At 72.7% G+C, this 16,009-nt stretch carries 15 protein-coding genes; 10 read left to right on the top strand and 5 right to left on the bottom strand.

The window, feature by feature from the left end; genetic code table 11:
* Positions 1-8 precede the first annotated feature (8 nt).
* The 3 genes from pal to ACOFKX_RS12295 all read left to right on the top strand — a co-directional run bounded on the left by pal (position 9) and on the right by ACOFKX_RS12295 (position 1,836).
* The gene (gene pal, locus ACOFKX_RS12285; RefSeq protein WP_419827252.1) at positions 9-557 is read left to right on the top strand and encodes a peptidoglycan-associated lipoprotein Pal; all 549 of its coding nucleotides are present in this window, start codon (positions 9-11) and stop codon (positions 555-557) included.
* A 77-nt stretch (positions 558-634) separates the two neighbouring features.
* Positions 635-1,294: a peptide-methionine (S)-S-oxide reductase MsrA gene (gene msrA / locus ACOFKX_RS12290; RefSeq protein ID WP_419827253.1), complete on the top strand. Its 660-nt coding sequence runs from the start codon at positions 635-637 to the stop codon at positions 1,292-1,294.
* 50 nt (positions 1,295-1,344) lie between these two features.
* Entirely contained in the window at positions 1,345-1,836 is a 492-nt protein-coding gene (locus tag ACOFKX_RS12295; protein ID WP_419827254.1) for a DUF3429 domain-containing protein, read from the top strand.
* On the opposite strand, the gene ACOFKX_RS12300 is transcribed toward ACOFKX_RS12295, so the two are convergent.
* Positions 1,833-3,170, bottom strand: a complete 1,338-nt coding sequence (locus ACOFKX_RS12300) for a glutamate--tRNA ligase (RefSeq protein WP_419827255.1) — start codon at positions 3,168-3,170, stop codon at positions 1,833-1,835. The two genes, ACOFKX_RS12295 and ACOFKX_RS12300, sit on opposite strands and share 4 nt — an antisense overlap.
* An 89-nt stretch (positions 3,171-3,259) precedes the next feature.
* On the opposite strand from ACOFKX_RS12300, the gene ACOFKX_RS12305 reads away from it, so the two are divergent.
* Complete coding sequence (locus tag ACOFKX_RS12305) at positions 3,260-4,195, top strand: ribose-phosphate pyrophosphokinase (RefSeq protein WP_419827256.1); 936 nt, start codon at positions 3,260-3,262, stop codon at positions 4,193-4,195.
* Between the two features lie 18 nt (positions 4,196-4,213).
* On the opposite strand, the gene moaB is transcribed toward ACOFKX_RS12305, so the two are convergent.
* Positions 4,214-4,741, bottom strand: a complete 528-nt coding sequence (moaB, locus tag ACOFKX_RS12310; protein WP_419827424.1) for a molybdenum cofactor biosynthesis protein B — start codon at positions 4,739-4,741, stop codon at positions 4,214-4,216.
* A 126-nt stretch (positions 4,742-4,867) separates the two neighbouring features.
* On the opposite strand from moaB, the gene ACOFKX_RS12315 reads away from it, so the two are divergent.
* The gene (locus ACOFKX_RS12315) at positions 4,868-6,172 is read left to right on the top strand and encodes a chloride channel protein (protein WP_419827257.1); all 1,305 of its coding nucleotides are present in this window, start codon (positions 4,868-4,870) and stop codon (positions 6,170-6,172) included.
* 30 nt (positions 6,173-6,202) lie between these two features.
* On the opposite strand, the gene ACOFKX_RS12320 is transcribed toward ACOFKX_RS12315, so the two are convergent.
* On the bottom strand, positions 6,203-7,990 hold the full coding sequence (locus ACOFKX_RS12320) for a lytic transglycosylase domain-containing protein (RefSeq protein WP_419827258.1): 1,788 nt from the start codon (positions 7,988-7,990) through the stop codon (positions 6,203-6,205).
* Complete coding sequence (locus ACOFKX_RS12325) at positions 7,987-8,697, bottom strand: uracil-DNA glycosylase (protein ID WP_419827259.1); 711 nt, start codon at positions 8,695-8,697, stop codon at positions 7,987-7,989. Before ACOFKX_RS12325 ends, ACOFKX_RS12320 begins: the two co-directional genes overlap by 4 nt.
* A 142-nt stretch (positions 8,698-8,839) precedes the next feature.
* Here ACOFKX_RS12325 and ACOFKX_RS12330 point away from each other — a divergent pair, with 142 nt between their 5' ends.
* From ACOFKX_RS12330 to ACOFKX_RS12340, 3 genes are all read left to right on the top strand, one after another.
* A complete protein-coding gene (locus ACOFKX_RS12330) occupies positions 8,840-10,492 on the top strand; it encodes an electron transfer flavoprotein-ubiquinone oxidoreductase (protein WP_419827260.1) in 1,653 nt (550 codons plus the stop codon).
* A 158-nt stretch (positions 10,493-10,650) separates the two neighbouring features.
* Positions 10,651-12,300: a tetratricopeptide repeat protein gene (locus tag ACOFKX_RS12335; RefSeq protein ID WP_419827261.1), complete on the top strand. Its 1,650-nt coding sequence runs from the start codon at positions 10,651-10,653 to the stop codon at positions 12,298-12,300.
* Positions 12,297-13,136, top strand: a complete 840-nt coding sequence (locus ACOFKX_RS12340) for a 4-(cytidine 5'-diphospho)-2-C-methyl-D-erythritol kinase (RefSeq protein ID WP_419827262.1) — start codon at positions 12,297-12,299, stop codon at positions 13,134-13,136. The genes ACOFKX_RS12335 and ACOFKX_RS12340 overlap by 4 nt, the downstream gene beginning before the upstream one ends.
* Before the next feature lie 9 nt (positions 13,137-13,145).
* Here the strand turns inward: ACOFKX_RS12340 and ACOFKX_RS12345 are convergent, their stop codons facing one another.
* The gene (locus tag ACOFKX_RS12345) at positions 13,146-14,882 is read right to left on the bottom strand and encodes a DUF885 family protein (protein ID WP_419827263.1); all 1,737 of its coding nucleotides are present in this window, start codon (positions 14,880-14,882) and stop codon (positions 13,146-13,148) included.
* Between the two features lie 56 nt (positions 14,883-14,938).
* Here ACOFKX_RS12345 and ACOFKX_RS12350 point away from each other — a divergent pair, with 56 nt between their 5' ends.
* Both ACOFKX_RS12350 and ACOFKX_RS12355 read left to right on the top strand, forming a co-directional pair.
* Positions 14,939-15,250: a hypothetical protein gene (locus tag ACOFKX_RS12350; protein ID WP_419827264.1), complete on the top strand. Its 312-nt coding sequence runs from the start codon at positions 14,939-14,941 to the stop codon at positions 15,248-15,250.
* Positions 15,247-15,984, top strand: a complete 738-nt coding sequence (locus ACOFKX_RS12355; RefSeq protein ID WP_419827265.1) for an N-formylglutamate amidohydrolase — start codon at positions 15,247-15,249, stop codon at positions 15,982-15,984. The genes ACOFKX_RS12350 and ACOFKX_RS12355 overlap by 4 nt, the downstream gene beginning before the upstream one ends.
* Positions 15,985-16,009 lie beyond the last annotated feature (25 nt).

The following is a 16,009-nucleotide window of genomic DNA, read 5'->3' on the forward strand; positions in this document are numbered from 1 at the left end:
AGAAGATTATGTCCGCACGTACCGCCACGCGCACCGTTACGATCGTGGCGCTCGCCGCCGGGCTGGCCGTCGCCGGCTGCTCCAAGAAGAAGCCCAAAGAGCTGCCGCCGCCGCCGCCTTCGTCGAGCAGCCCCGCCGATGGATCGGGTGGCGCCGGCGGCTACGGCAATGGTGGGGTCGGCCGCGACGGGCTCACCGGCCAGCGCGCGGACTTCATCGCGCAGGCGGGCACGGACACCGTCCACTTCGCCACCGACAGTTCGGATATCGACGGCGAGGCGCAGGGCATCATCACCGCGCAGGCGCGCTGGCTGTCCGCGCACCCGGCGGTGCGCGTGACGGTGGAGGGGCATTGCGACGAGCGCGGCACGCGAGAGTACAACCTGGCGCTCGGCGACCGGCGCGCGAACTCGGCCAAGAACGCGCTCGTCTCGGCGGGCATCTCGCCCGATCGCATCAGCGTCATCAGCTACGGCAAGGAGCGGCCGTCGGCGACGGGCTCCGACGACGGCGCCTGGGCGCAGAACCGCCGCGCCGTGACAGTAGTGCCGCAATAAGGCTCCGGTCGGGCGGCGCGGGCTTGCGGGATCGCCCGCGAGCCCCGATCTTCCGGGCCTGATCGGAGACCCCGCTTATGCGCCTGCCTGTCCTCGCCACCGCCGCCGCCGCCGCGATCGGCCTCGCCGTCGTCGCCGCGCCCGCCGCGGAGCCCGTGTTCAAGGCACCGCCCGCGAAACTCGACCCGCGCTCCGACGCGCCGACCGAGACGGCGGTGTTCGCGGGCGGCTGCTTCTGGGGCGTGCAGGGCGTCTATTCGCACGTGAAGGGCGTGAAGGGCACGGTGTCGGGCTACACCGGCGGCGCGCAGAAGGATGCCGAGTATGAGACGGTGTCGAGCGGCACGACAGGGCATGCCGAGTCGGTCAAGGTCACCTTCGATCCACGCGTCGTCAGCTACGGCCAGTTGCTGCGCATCTACTTCTCGGTGGTCGCCGATCCGACGCGGCTGAACGCGCAGGGGCCGGACGAGGGCACGCAGTACCGCTCCGCGCTGTTCCCGCAGAATGCGCGCCAGCTCGCCGTCGCCAAGGCCTATGTTGCGCAGCTCTCCGCCGCGCACGTCTATGCGCGCCCGATCGTGACGCGGATCGAGCGCGCGCAGGGCTTCTACCCGGCGGAAACCTATCACCAGGATTTCTACGCCCTGAACCCGACCTATCCCTACATCGTCGCCAACGACCGGCCGAAGGTGGAGGCGCTGAAGCGGCTCTATCCGCTCTCCTACAAGGCCTGACGGTTGAGCCCGAGGCGGAGCCCGGCGGGCGGCGGCGCGTTGCCGCCGCCATGACCCCGATCAACACCGCGGACGATCGCGATCCGCGCGTCCCGCTGCTCAGCCTCGTCTTCGGCTACGGCCCGATGCTGCCGGTCGTCGCGGCGGCGATCGTGGCGTGGACCGCGAGCCGGGCGTGGCCGTACGTCGCCACCTCGCTCGCCGTGTGGTGGGCGGGCGCGCTGGTGATCTTTCTTGCCGGTGTGCGGCGCGGGCTCGCCTTCCGCACCGCGGGTGGCGAGAATATCGCGCAGATGGCGACGATGCTTTGGCTGTTCGTGATCGGCGCCGCCGCCTTCGTGGTTCGGACGCCCCAGGCCGCGCTGGGGCTGTGCCTGCTCGGCTTCGTCAGCATCGCCGTCCTCGATCCGATCGCGGCGCGGCGCGGCGAAGCGCCGGCGCACTTCGCGCGGCTGCGCCCGCCCCAGATGGCGGTAGGGGCGCTGGCGCTGGCGGCTCTGATCGCGTGGCACATGCGCGCGGGCGGGGTGATCGCGGCCTAGACGGCGGCGAGCCGCCGCAGCGTCCGCTCGCGCCCGATCAGCGGCAGCAGCGCCGCCATGTCGGGGCCATGCTCACGCCCGGTCAGCGCACGGCGCAGCGGCAGGTACAGCGCGCGGCCCTTGCGGCCCGTCTCCGCCTTGAGCGCGGCGGTGAGCGCGAGCCAAGGTGTGTCGCCCCACTCGACGGTCGCGGCGACCTCCGCCGCATGCACGACATAGGCGTGCTCCGCTTCGTCCAGCGCGGGCGGCACGGGATCGTCGGTGACGACGCGCCACCAGTCCGCCGCCTCCAACAACCGTTCGATGTTAGGCCGGATCGCCAGCCAGCCGGGCTCGTCCATGCCTGCCGGCAGTCGTTCCGTCACCGCCGAGAACGGCAGCAGGTGGAGCGTCGTGCCGTTGACGCGCGCGAGCTCGGCGGGATCGAAGCGCGCCGGCGCGCGCGCCCACGCATCGAAGCTGAAGTTCGCGATCAGGTCCTCCGCGCGCGCCACCGCCACCACCGGATCGCGCGTGCCCAGCCTGGCGAGCAGCGCCAGCAACGCCACCGCCTCGATCCCGCCGTCGCGGATCGCCTCGACGCCGACCGCGCCCTCGCGCTTGGAGAGCTTGCCGTCCGCAGCCGTCAGCAGCGCCAGGTGCGCGAAGGCGGGCGGCGGGGCGCCCAACGCCTCGAACATCTGCCATTGCACCGCCGTGTTGGCGACATGATCCTCGCCGCGCACGACGTGGCTCACCCGCATGTCGATATCGTCGATCACGCTCGGCAGCAGGTAGAGCCAGCTCCCGTCGGCGCGGCGGACGACGGGATCGGAGAGGTTCGCCGCTTCGAAGCGCTGCTCGCCGCGCACGAGATCGCGCCAGCCGATCGCGCTCTCCTCCAGCCGGAAGCGCCAGTGCGGGCGCACGCCGCCGCCCTCCAGCGCGCGGCGCTCGTCCGCCGACAGCCGCAGCGCGGCGCGATCGTAGACCGGCGGCAGCCCGCGGCCGAGCGCGACGCGGCGCTTCACCGCCAGCTCCTCCTCGCTCTCGTAGCAGGGATAGACGCGGCCGGACGCGTGCAGGGTCTCGAATGCTTCCTGGTAGAGCGCGCCTCGCGCCGATTGCCGCACCTCGCCGTCGGGCAAGAGGCCGAGCCAGGCGAGGTCGGCGCGGATCGCCTCGACATGCTCCTCGCGCGAGCGTTCCGCGTCGGTGTCGTCGAGGCGCAGCATGAACGCGCCACCCGCCGCCCGCGCCGCCAGCCAGCAGACGAGCGCGGTACGGATGTTGCCGACGTGCAGCCGCCCGGTCGGCGAGGGCGCGAAGCGGGTGACGGTGCGGACGGCGGCCATGTCCCGCCGCCTAGCAGGAAAGCGGCTGGCGGGAAGCGCCCCCCGCCGCTAGACGCCGCCCGTCTCACGCCCGCACCGGGGAAACCACGATGAAGCTGCTCTCGGGCAACTCCAACCTCGCTCTCGCGGGCGCGATCGCCGACTATCTCGACGTCAAGCTGACGGAGGCCAGCGTCCGCCGCTTCGCCGACGAGGAGGTGTTCGTCGAGATTCACGAGAATGTCCGCGGCGAGGACGTGTTCGTGATCCAGTCGACCGGCTACCCGGCCAACGACAACCTGATGGAGCTGCTGATCTGCATCGATGCACTCAGGCGCGCGTCGGCCAAGCGGATCACCGCCGTCATCCCCTATTTCGGCTACGCCCGGCAGGATCGGAAGCCTGGCCCGCGGACGCCGATCTCGGCCAAGCTCGTCGCCAACATCATCACCGGCGCGGGCGCCGACCGGGTGCTTTCGGTGGATCTCCACGCCGGGCAGATCCAGGGCTTCTTCGATATTCCCACCGACAACCTCTACGCGGCGCCCGTGATGTCGGCGGACATCCGTGCGCGCTTCGCGGGGCGCAACCTGATGGTCGTCTCGCCCGACGTCGGCGGCGTGGTGCGCGCGCGCGCGCTGTCCAAGCGGCTCGACAACGCACCGCTCGCGATCGTCGATAAGCGCCGCGAACGGCCCGGCGAATCGGAGGTGATGAACATCATCGGCGATCCCGCCGGGCGCTTCTGCATCCTGGTCGACGACATCGTCGATTCGGCGGGCACGCTGTGCAACGCGGCCGCCGCGCTGCGCGAGGCTGGCGCGGAGGACGTCGTCGCCTATGTCAGCCACGGGGTTCTGTCGGGCGGGGCGGTCGCGCGCGTCGAGGGATCGGTGCTGACCGAACTCGTCGTCACCGATTCGCTTGCGGCGCCGCCGGGCTTCGCCGAGGCTAGGCGCCTGCGCCAGCTCACCATCGCGCCGCTGCTCGCCGAGGCGATCAAGCGCATCGCGGACGAGAGTTCGGTTTCCTCGCTGTTCGACTGAGGGCTTGCGGGCGCCGCCTCAACGCTCGGTCAGGCGGGGCATCAGCTCGACGAAGTTGCAGGGGCGGTGGCGAATGTCGAGCTGGTCGCGCAAGATGCCGTCCCAGCCGTCCCTTACCGCGCCGGTGGAGCCCGGCAGCGCGAACAGGTAGGTGCCGCGCGCGACGCCGGCGCAGGCGCGCGACTGGATCGTCGAGGTGCCGATCTTGGCGTAGGACAGCCGGCGGAACAGCTCGCCGAAGCCCTCCACCTGCTTGTCCCACACCCGCGCGAACGCCTCGGGAGTTACGTCGCGGCCGGTGACGCCGGTGCCGCCCGTCGAGATCACGACGTCGACCGCTGCATCGTCGATCCAGGCGTGGAGCTGCGCGACGATCCTCTCCACGTCGTCGACGACGATCGCCCTGTCGGCGAGCAGGTGCCCCGCCGCCTCCAGCCGCTCGACCAGCGTATCGCCCGAGCGATCGTCGGCGGGCGTGCGGGTGTCGGACACGGTCAGCACCGCGATGCGGACGGGTACGAAGGCGCGGCTCTCGTCGATGGGCATGGGCGGCGTGTAGCCTCTCGCGATCGGGTGAGCGATCCCCGGGCGCACGGGGATCAAGGCGGTCGGCTTTCTCGATCCCTGCGGCTACAAGCCGCCGTTCACGCGTCTGGACCGCCGGGATACGAGATGAACGACGACAGCCAGCATCGCGTGCGTCGGCACGTCCGGCGCGGGCAGGTGCTGCTGCGTCGACACGGGCCGACCGCGCCGCGATGGCGCAAGCGGGCGGCGATCTTCGGCGGCGCCGTCGCGGTCGGCCTCGTGGCGATCGCCTTCGCGTGGATCGCCGACCGGGCCAGCGGACTGTTCTCGGCACTTGTCTCGCGCGCGTGGTGGGTGCCGATCGTCCTGACGCCGTGCGCCTACGCGGCGATCGCGTGGTTCACGCGGCGGTTCGCACCGGCGGCGGGCGGCTCCGGCATCCCGCAGATCATCGCCGCCAAGGCGACGCCCGAAAGTGCGACGGAGGATCTCGCTTCGGCCAGGACCTCTCTCGTGAAGATCGTCATGACGGCGGGCGCGCTCGCGGCCGGCGCATCGGTCGGCCGTGAAGGGCCGACGGTGCAGGTCGGTTCCACCGTCATGGCCTACGCCCACCGCATCATGCGCGTGCCGCTGACGTCGTCGGTGCTGGTCGCGGGCGCCGCGGCCGGGGTGGCGGCGGCCTTCAACACGCCGCTCGCCGGTGTCGCCTTCGCCATCGAGGAACTCGCCGCCGCCTACGAACAGCGCATGACGCTGCTCGTCATGACGGCGGTGCTGATCGCGGGCATGATCAGCCTCGGGTTTGCCGGCGACTATGTCTATTACGGCATCGTCGGCCAGACGCTCTCGGTCGGCGCCACGCTGCTGATCGCGCCGGTCGCGGGGGTGGTGGGCGGCCTTGCCGGCGCCTGCTTCTCGCGCGCGATGCTCTGGTTGTCGCGCGGCGGCGTCGCGCGGCTGTCCGGCGGCAGGCCGGTGCTCGCTGCGGCGGTGGCCGGCATCGTTGTGGCCGCGATCGGCATCGCGACGGGGCTGACCTGGGGCACGGGTTATCAGGCGGCGCGCGACATGATCGGCGGCGTCCACGCGCCCTTATGGTATGGACCCGCGAAGTTCGTCGCGACGCTCGCGACGGCGGCGGCCGGGTTGCCCGGCGGCATCTTCGCGCCCAGCCTGTCGACGGGTGCCGGCCTTGGTGCCGCGCTCCACCTGCTGTTCCCGCTCCAGCCGATCGGCGCGGTCGTCCTGCTCGGCATGGTCGCCTATTTCGCGGGGGTGGTGCGCGCGCCGCTCACCTCCGTCATCATCCTGTCCGAGGCGACGGGCAGCCGCGGGCTGATGATGCCGCTGCTCGCCACCGCCCTGATCGCGGACGGGACCGCCTCGCTGATCTCGCGCGAGCGCCTGTACCACGGGCTCTCGGAGGCGTTCGCCCGGCGCGGCTGACTGCGCGGGCTTAGCGGCGCACCCGCCGCCTCAGTTCGCCGACGTCACGCCCTGCAGCGCCGCCGTCCGCGCGCCCGTCGCGCCGCCGGCTCCGGGGAAGCGCGGCCATTGTCCCTGCGCCAGCGCGGTGAGGCTGGGGCGGAGCTCGCCCGCCTGCCCCTGGTACATCCAGTAGTTCCTGAGCACCATCGTCACGTAGCCCCGCGTCTCCGCATAGGGGATTGATTCGATGTAGAGCAGCGGGTCGTTCTCGGCCCGGTTGTTGATGTTCCAGCGCGCCACCGCGCCCGGCCCGGCATTGTAGGCGGCGATCACCTTGGGCAGCAGCCCGCCGGTGCCGGCCGTGTCGCGCAGCCGCTCCAGATAGGCCTGGCCATAGGCCATGTTGACCGCCGGCACGACCAGCGACCCCGCCGCCACCGGCTGGCCGCCGCGCTTGCGCTCGATCAGGTCGGCGGTGCCGGGCAGCACCTGGAGCAGGCCGTAGGCGCCCGCCTTCGACTGCGCGTCGGTGCGGAAGCGCGATTCCTGGAGCGCGTGCGCGAACACCAGCGCCTTGTCGACCTGCCAGCCGCCCTGCGGAATCCAGCTCGGCCGGGGATAGCGCGCGGACGCCTCCACCACCTCGCCTGCCGGGCAGTTGTGCGCGAGCCAGACCTGCGTCGCGGGCAGGTCGAGCTGGGCCGCGAGGTGGAGCAGCGCGCGATGCTCGCCGTCGTCGCCGATCTTCGCCTGCCACCGCAGCATCTCGTCGGCGAGGCCGTACTCGCCGACCTCGACGAGTGCGGCGGCGCGGCGGATGTCGGGGTGCGGCGACAGCCGGTTCCACTCGTCGCTGGTCAGCGCGGCGCGGGCGTCACCGGCGCGCGGCTGCGTGCCGAGCATCCGCGCCGAGATCAGGCCGTAGAAGGTCTCGGGCACGCGCGCGGCCTGGCGCAGGCGGCCCTGCACGCGATCGAAGCGGCCGCACGCCATCTCGGATCGCGCGGTCCAGAACAGGCCGGCGGCCTTCATCTCGTCGTCGCCGGCATTAGCGGCGACACGGCTGAAGGCATCCTCCGCCGTCTTGCAGTCGTGCGTGCGCCAGGCGGAGAGGCCCGCTACCCAGCTCGCCTGCGTTGCCCACTCCCCCGGCCCACGCGCGGCGCTGTCGGCGAGGCGGCGGGCGTTCGCGTCGTCGCCGTTCAGGTAATAGCTCCACGCGACGCGCTGCTGCCACTCGGTGCGCGACTCGGGCGCGAGGCTCGTGTCGGCACCGGTGAGCAGCGCCTCGGCGGCGGCGGGCTGGTCGGACTTGAGCAGCGGGCGTGCCTGTTGCGCGAGTGCGGCGGCGGCGACGTCGTCCGCCTGAGCGCGCGCCGCGACGCGGGTCGGCGCGCCGTTCACCCAATCCAGGTCGCGTGGCGCGGGCAGCGTCGGCAGCTCGGTCGCGCCGCGCTTCTTGGCGAGCGCGAGCAGTTGCGGCGCCTGCGGCAATTCGGGCGCGCGCGCGACGAGCGAGAGGATAGCGTCGCGCTCGACGCGCGGCGAGTTCTTGGCGAGCATCAGCTCGGCCTCGGCGACGGGCGCCAGCACGCTGTCCGGATTGGCGGCGATGCCGGCGCGGGCGGCGGCCCAATCGCCGGCGCGCATCGCGTCGAACACGGCGGCGTAGGCTTGGCGCTCGGCGGGGCGCAGCGCGCCCGACGAGGTGCGCGTCGCCCCGTCGCGAACGGTGTCGCGAGCGCCCGCCATACCGTCCGACGCCGCTGCCGCCGGGGCGGGCAGCGCCACGGCGGCAAGGAGAAACGCGAGAAGCGGGCGGCGGGTACGAATCACTGGGCAAGCACTCCGAGTATCTGTCGCATCGCCGCCCAAGCGTCGGCCTTGCACGCCGGCCGGCGCACGAGGATGCGCGGGTGGATGGTCGCGATGGCCGCCACCGTGCCGCCATCATAGTTAACGGATCGTAAAGTGGCGCAGGCTTCGGCGCGCTCGACGCCCATCAGCGCGCGGCACGTCTCCTCGCCGAACAGAAGCAGCGCGGAGGGCCGCGCGAGGCCGATATGCGCGCGCATGAGCGCGGCGAGCCCGTCCGCTGCTGCCCCGATCCGCCCGCCGGTAATGCGGCCGGGGGAGAGCGGCGCGAGGTAGACCGAGGCGCGCGTCAGCCCCATCGCGGCGAGCATCGCGTCGAACAGCGCCGACTCCGCCGAGAGCAGCCGGCGCGCACGCAGGTCCGCCTCGTCGGGCATGTCGGTGACGATCATCAGTCGGGCGCCGGCCTCGCCCTCGGCCGCGACGCGGCGCTGCGGCGGCGGCGCGCCGGGAAGATAGGCATTGCTCGCCAGCATCGCGCGGAAGGCGGCGAGATCGGCCGGGGGTGCCGCCGCCGGCGGCGCCTGGCTGGGCGCGACCTTGGGCGCGGGCGGCGCCAGCCAGTCGCGCCGGTTCTCGTCGGCAAACGACGTCACCCCCGCCTCGGCCCACCAGCCGATCAGGCTCGCGATCTCGTCGCGATACCGTTGCGCGCCCCCGTTCAGCACCCGATATCCCCGCCGCAGCTTGACCTGCGCGTCAATGTCGGGGCACCGCCGCGGGGTCGAAGCGTTGTTACGTTGCGGCGGCCCGCCGCACGAGCCCGGAACCGATCGCGCCGGCCGGGCTCGCATCGCCTAAGGAGTGGGCATGTCCGATCGTGAGTCGATGGAATATGACGTCGTCATCGTCGGCGCAGGCCCGGCCGGCCTGTCGGCGGCGATCCGGCTCAAGAAGCGCGCCGAGCAGGAAGGCCGCGAGATCAGCGTCTGCGTGCTGGAGAAGGGCTCGGAGGTCGGCGCGCACATCCTGTCGGGCGCGGTGATCGATCCCAAGGCGCTGGACGAGCTGATCCCCGACTGGAAGGATCTCGATAGCCCGCTCACCGTGCCGGTTATCGAGAACCATCATTGGGTGCTGGGCGAGAAGAGCAAGTTCGAGCTGCCGCACTTCATCATGCCGCGCTTCATGTCCAACAAGGGCACCTACACCTGCTCGCTCGGCAACGTCTGCCGCTGGCTGGCGGGGCAGGCGGAGGCGCTGGGCGTCGAGATCTTCCCCGGCTTCGCGGCGGCCGAGCTGCTGTTCGACGAGAAGGGCGCGATCCGGGGCGTCGCCACCGGCGACATGGGCGTCGCGCGCGACGGCACGCGCAAGCCCGACTACCAGCCCGGCATGGAGTTGCTGGCGAAGTACACGCTGATCGGCGAGGGCGCGCGCGGCCACCTGACCAAGGAGCTGAAGCGCACCTTCGATCTGGAGCGCGATTCGCAGCCGCAGGTCTACGGCATCGGGCTGAAGGAGCTGTGGGACGTCGATCCTGCGAAGCACGTCGCCGGCCGCGTGATCCACACGCAGGGCTGGCCGCTCGACGACGCGTGGGGCGGCGGCTTCATCTACCACCAAGCCAACAACCAGGTGGCGATCGGGTTCGTCGTCGCGCTCGACTACAAGAACCCCTGGATGTCGCCGTTCGACGAGTTCCAGCGATTCAAGCAGCATCCCGCGATCCGCCCCCTGCTGGAAGGCGGCAAGCGCGTCTCCTACGGCGCGCGCGCGATCAACGAGGGCGGCTGGCAGTCCGTGCCCAAGCTCGCCTTCCCGGGCGGCGCGCTGATCGGCTGCTCGGCGGGCTTCGTGAACGTGCCGCGCATCAAGGGCACGCACACCGCGATGAAGTCCGCGATGCTCGCCGCCGACGCGGTGTTCGACGCGATCGGTTCGGGCCGCAGCCATGACGAAGTGGCGGACTATCAGGCCAACCTCAACGAGAGCTGGATCGCGCGCGAGCTGAAGGGCGTGAAGAATGCCGAGCCCGCGGTCGCCAAGTTCGGCGGCACGATCGGCACGGCGGTGGCGGGCGCGGACATGTGGATGCGGCTGCTCCGCGTCGGCCTGCCGATCACGCTCACCCACAAGAAGCGCGACAACGAGAAGATCCGCCCGGCCAACGCGCAGACGAAGATCGCCTATCCCAAGCCCGACGGACAGGTGAGCTTCGATAAGCTGTCGTCGGTATTCCTCTCGGGCGTGAACCACGAGGAGGATCAGCCGATCCACCTCACGCTGCGCGACGCATCGGTGCCCACCGACGTTAACTGGCCGGTTTATGCCGGGCCCGAGACGCGCTACTGCCCCGCCGGCGTCTACGAATATGTCGGCGTGGAGGAGGGCGAGCCCCGCCTCCAGATCAACGCCCAGAACTGCGTCCACTGCAAGACGTGCGACATCAAGGATCCCACCCAGAACATCAACTGGGTGGTGCCCGAGGGCGGCGGCGGCCCCAACTACCCCAATATGTGAAGGCGTCGCTTCCCATGTTGGAATGGGCCGGCTAGGCTCGCGCGATGCTCAGTCTCCCGCTCGTGCGCCGCCGTGCCTTTACTGGTCGGCGGACGGGGAGGCGATCCCCCCCCGCTGTGGCGTCAACTTCGTCAACTTGCGTGTCCCCGGCTCGCGCGTTGGTCCTCGCCTCGCTGGTCGCGGCCGCGCCCGGCTGGACGGTGCCGCGCGTTACGCCCGACCGGCATGACGCGCTCGCCGACTATGTGCGCGGGCGCGCCGCCGACGATCTCGGCGAACTCGACGTCGCGGCGCGCAGCTTCGCGTCGGCTTATCAGGCCGACCCTGGCGACTCGACGCTGGCGTTGCGCACATTCCGTCAGGCGGTGACGGCGGGCGACATGGCGCTCGCCTTCCGTACCGCGCACGCGCTCGACGCGACGCGCTCGCTGCCGCCCGACGGCACGATGCTGCTGTTCGCCGAGGCCGTGCAGCGCAAGGACTGGAAGCGCGCGGACGCGCTCGCCTATCGCATCGACGCGCAGAAGCTATTCGCCTTCTCCACGCCGGTGCTGCGCGCGTGGATCGGCTTGGCCCGCCGCCGGTCCGATCCCGCCGCGCTGATCGATCGCGCGCAGGCGAGCCCGCTCGCGGCGAGTTACGCCGTCGAGCATCGCGTGCTGCTGCTGTTCGCCGGCCCCGATCCCACGGCCGGGGTGGCGGCGCTGTCCGCGCTCAACCTGCCGCAGGGTGCGCGCGTGGTGCGGCTGCGCATCGCCGCCGCCGCCGCGCTGGCCAAGCGGGGCAAACGAGACGACGCGCAGAAACTGCTGGTCGGCGACGATCCGGCGACGGCGCGCGCGCGCGAGACGCTCGCCGCCGGCCGCAAGCTGCCCGGCGCCATCGACACCGCGCAGGCCGGCATCGCCGACCTGTTCGCGCGCATCGCCACCGACGTCGATCGCGAGCAGGCCGGCACGCTGGCGCTGGAGTTCGCGCGGGCGGCCACCTTCCTCGATCCCGCCGACAGCGCCGGCTGGCTCGCCACCGCCAGCTTGCTCGTCGGCAAGGGTGATACCGACGCGGCCCTGGCGGCGCTCGCCCGCGTGCCCGCCGACGATCCGTTCGCGGGCACCGCCAGCGATGCGCGTCTCGCGCTGCTCGTCCGCGCCGGCCGCAAGGACGAGGCGCTGGCCGAGGCGAAGGCGGCGGTGGACGCCGCGAACCCGCGCGCCGCCGACTGGTCGCGCTATGGCGACATGCTGTCTGAACGCCAGCGCTACGCCGACGCGGCGCAGGCCTATGCCAGGGCGGTTGCGGTGTCGGGGCCGGGGATCGCGCCCGGCGATGCCTGGCCGCTGCTCCTCCAGCAGGCCAATTCGCAGCTTCAGGCCGGTGACTGGCCGGGCGCGCGCGTCACCGCCGGGCGTGCGCTCGCGGTCTCGCCCGATCAGCCCGCGACGTTGAACTTCCTCGGCTATTCCGAGCTCGATCATGGCGGCGACGTAACCGCCGCGACGGCGCTGATCGCCAAGGCGAGCGCGCTAGCGCCCGACGATCCCTCGATCACCGATTCGCTCGGCTGGTCCTGGTACCTGCGTGGCGATCTCGCGCGTGCGGTCCCGCTGCTAGAACAGGCGGCGCGCGGGGCCCCCGCCGAGACCGAGATCAACGAGCATCTCGGCGACGCCTATTGGCGCGCCGGCCGCCGGCTGGAGGCCCGCTACGCCTGGCGCGCCGCGCTCGTCGCCGCCGAGCCCGACCGCAGGAAGCGCATCGAGGCCAAGATCGACGGCGGCCTCGCCGCGCCTGCCCCGCTGCGATTGTGAGCGACGCGGAGACCGCCTACGCCAAGCTCAACCTCGCGCTCCACGTCCGGCGGCGACGCGAGGACGGCTATCACGACATCGAAACGCTGTTCGCCTTCTGCGCCGACGGCGACGAACTGAGCGCCGAACCCGCCGACGATCTGACGCTGACGATCGAGGGGCCGTTCGCGGGAGGGCTGTCGAGCGGCGCCGACAACCTCGTCCTGCGCGCGGCGACGGCGCTGCGCGACGCGGCGGGTATCGCGGCGGGCGCGGCGATCCGGCTCGACAAGCGGCTGCCCGTCGCCTCGGGGGTCGGCGGCGGATCGGCGGACGCGGCGGCGGCGCTACGCCTGCTCGCCCGGCTGTGGAGGATCGATATCGCGCCCGAGCGGCTGCACGCGCTCGCCGCCGCGCTCGGCGCCGACGTGCCCGCCTGCCTCGCCTCGCGCACCTGCCGGGGCGATGCGCGCGGCGATCGCCTGACGCCGGTCGATGGCGGTGCGCTCGCCGACACGCCCGTCCTGCTCGTCAACCCTCGCGTGGCGGTGCCCACCGGGCCGGTGTTCGCAGGCTGGGACCGCGAAGATCGCGGCGCCTTGGCGGGAGGCGATCCGCTCGCCGCCGCGCTCGCCGGCCGCAACGACCTCGAACCGCCGGCCCGTGTGCTCGCCCCGTTGATCGCCGAGGCGGTGGCGCTGCTTGCGGGCGGTACCGGCCTGCGCCTCGCCCGCATGTCGGGTTCCGGCGCCACCTGCTTCGCGCTCTACGTCAGCGACGAGGCTCGCGACGACGCCGCCGCCCGCATAGCCGGGGAGAAGCCGCACTGGTGGCGCTCGACGACGCGTCTCTTGTAGGAGGGGCGCTCACGCCAGCATCGCGATATCGCGTTCGATCAGCGCGAACGGGCGCGCCCCGCCGGAGAGCACGGCCTGATGGAAGGCGCGGGTGTCGGCGTGTTTGGCCGTGCCCCTCGCTTGTTCCCGGAGCGACAGCAGGCGGTGCAGGCCCAGCGTCTCGGCGGCCGCCTCGCCGGGCAGCGCGACGATGCGGTCGATCGCGGCGGCCTGCGGCGCGCCGGTCATCGCAGTCATCTCCGCCTCCGCTCGCTCGCGCGTCCAGCGTTGCTGGTGAATCCCGACATCGACGACGAGGCGCGCGGCGGCGGCGAGTTCGTCCGCCAGTCGCGCGATGTCGCCCCAAGGGTCGCGCGCGAACAGCCCCGCCTCGGCGGACAGGCGGGCCGCATAGCCGCGCCATCCCGCCGTGATCGCCGGCCATGCGCAGAGCTTCGCGAGGAGAGGACGCACGGCGGTGTCGCTGGCACTGGCCAGCAGATGCTCGCCGGGCAGACCCAGCCGACAGGCGAGCGGCGACACGCCGGGGATCGGCAACGCGTAAACCGAGCGGACGTCGAGCCACAGCGTGGCCTCGCGTCCGTAGGCCGCGCGGCCGTAGGAGGATCCCGCCGGCCACATCCGCCCCGCATCCGGCAGCGGCGCGACGCCGAGCGGCGGCGTCGCGGCGAGCGCGGGCGGCACGATCCGGCCGAGCACCGCGTGCGCCGCCTCAATGCGCCCGCGGGCGGCCGAGACGAGCGCGGAGCGCCCTTCCTCGTCGTCGCCCGCGACGAAGGCGGGCCGATCGGCGAAAGCGGCGGCGATGCGAGCATCGATCGACCCGTCGCGAAAGCCGCGTACCGCCAGCCGGCGATCGAGCAGCGCCGCGATCCTCGTCACCTCGTCGCGCGCATAGCCCTGCGCCGCCTCGGTCGACAGCCCGGTGTCGCCGGCGCGCGCGAGGTTGGCGGCATGGAGCGCCTCGCCACCCGGCTGGCGCCAAACGCCCTGATCCTCGACACCCCGCCGGGTGAGCGCCGCCACGGTATCGCGAAGCAGCGCGGCCGCCGGCTTGACGCGGCGGGCGAGGATCTCGCGGGCACGCGCCGCGACGGCGGGATCGGCGAGGAAGCGGACGAGAGGATTGGCGCCCGGCGTGGTAGCGGCGATAGCGTCGAGCGTCGCGAGCGCGCCGCGCCCGACCGCGACCGGCGGCAGGCAGCCCGCCGCCTCATCGGCGCGGAGCGACTCGGCGGCCCGCATCAGCGCGTCGGCATGGCCATCGAGCCGGGCCAGCCAAGCCTCGGCCGCCTCCGGCGTGTCGGCCGGCTGCACGAGCGCCAGCAGTCGAGGCGTCTCGATATGCGGTCCTGCGAAGCCTGTGATGCGATAGGGGCGGTGGATGGCGGCGGTGGGATCGTTGCGGCCATAGCGGAGGTTGCGGGTCGCGTCGGCGGCGGCGAGCGGCGCGCGCGCGATGCTCGCGGCATCCCAGACGCAGCTCTGCGGGATCGCGGCGAGCGCCGCCGCCGTCGCGAGCGCCAGCGCGGCGTCGCCGTCGGTCGACTGATCGTCGAGGAGGGCGAGCGCGTGCCGGTCGGCGACGCCCGCGCGGGTCGCCGCCTCGGGCAGCAGCGCCACGAGCGGGGCGCAGGCGGCGTCGATCGCCTCCGGCGACGGGCAGGGCCCCTGCGTCGCGCCGCGCGCCGGCCAGGCGAGCGCCGCTGCTCCCATCACCAGGGCCTCGCGCCGGCTCAGCCTCATGCTTGCTCCCGCTCCGGGGGTGACAGCCGCGCCGCCATCCGCCACAGACGAACCCGATGTCCAGGCTCGAACGCACCGATGGCGTCGCGCGCGTGGTGATCGATCGCGCGGCGAAGCGCAACGCCGTGGGGCTTCACGACTGGAACCGGCTGCGCGAGGTGTTGGCGGCGGTCGGCCTCGTCGAGCTGGTCGACGCGGTTGTCGCGCAAACCGCTGTCAACGCGCCCACGAGCCTCGTACCAGTCAAGGCTGGGCTATGCGGCGAAACGGGCGGTGACGCGCGCTTCGATGACGCCTTCGCCTCTGCCGATACCGCGGAGGGCCTCGCCGCCTTAGCCGCGCGCCGCGACCCGGCGTTCGCGCGATGAGCGAGGCGGCGGAGACGATCGCTGCCGCGCGCGACACGGGCGTGCTGATCGTCGCCGACCATGCGTCGGCGCGGGTGCCTACCGACATCGTCCTCGGGATCGAGGAGGCGGCGCTTACCAAGCATATTGCGGTCGACATCGGCGTCGCGCCGCTTGCCGCCGCTTTGTGCGGGGCAATCGGCTGCGGCGCGGTGCTGGGCGGCGTCTCCCGCCTCGTGTGCGACTTCAACCGCGAGGAGGAGGCGGCCGGCGTGGTGCCGGCCGAGAGCGACGGCGTGGTCGTACCCGGCAACACGCTCGACACCGCCGGCCGGCGCGCCCGGATCGAGCGCTTTCACCGGCTATACCACCTCGCTGTGGAGCGGGCGATCGCGGTCGCGCGGCCGACCCTCCTCGTCTCTCTGCACAGCTTTACGCCGTGCCTTGCCAGCCGGCCGGACGAGGCGCGGCCGTGGCAGGTAGGCGTGCTCTACAACCAGGACGATCGCGCCGCGCGGATCGGGCTGCCGCTGCTCCGCGCGGCCGGCGTCGTCGCGGGCGATAACCAACCCTACTCGGGCGCCGTGCTCAACGCGACGATGAACCGCCACGCGGAAGGCGCGGGCATCGCTTATCTAGGGCTGGAGGTGCGGCAGGACCTGATCGGGGACGAAGCCGGCGTGGCGGCGTGGTGCGCCCGGCTTGCCCCGTTGATCGTCTCGGTACGCGACAAGCTGGTGGCGGGGGCGGCATGACGGTCGCCGTTCCCATGGCTATGCC

This window comes from Sphingomonas sp., assembly GCF_965200105.1.
Taxonomy (GTDB): Bacteria; Pseudomonadota; Alphaproteobacteria; order Sphingomonadales; family Sphingomonadaceae; genus Solisphingomonas.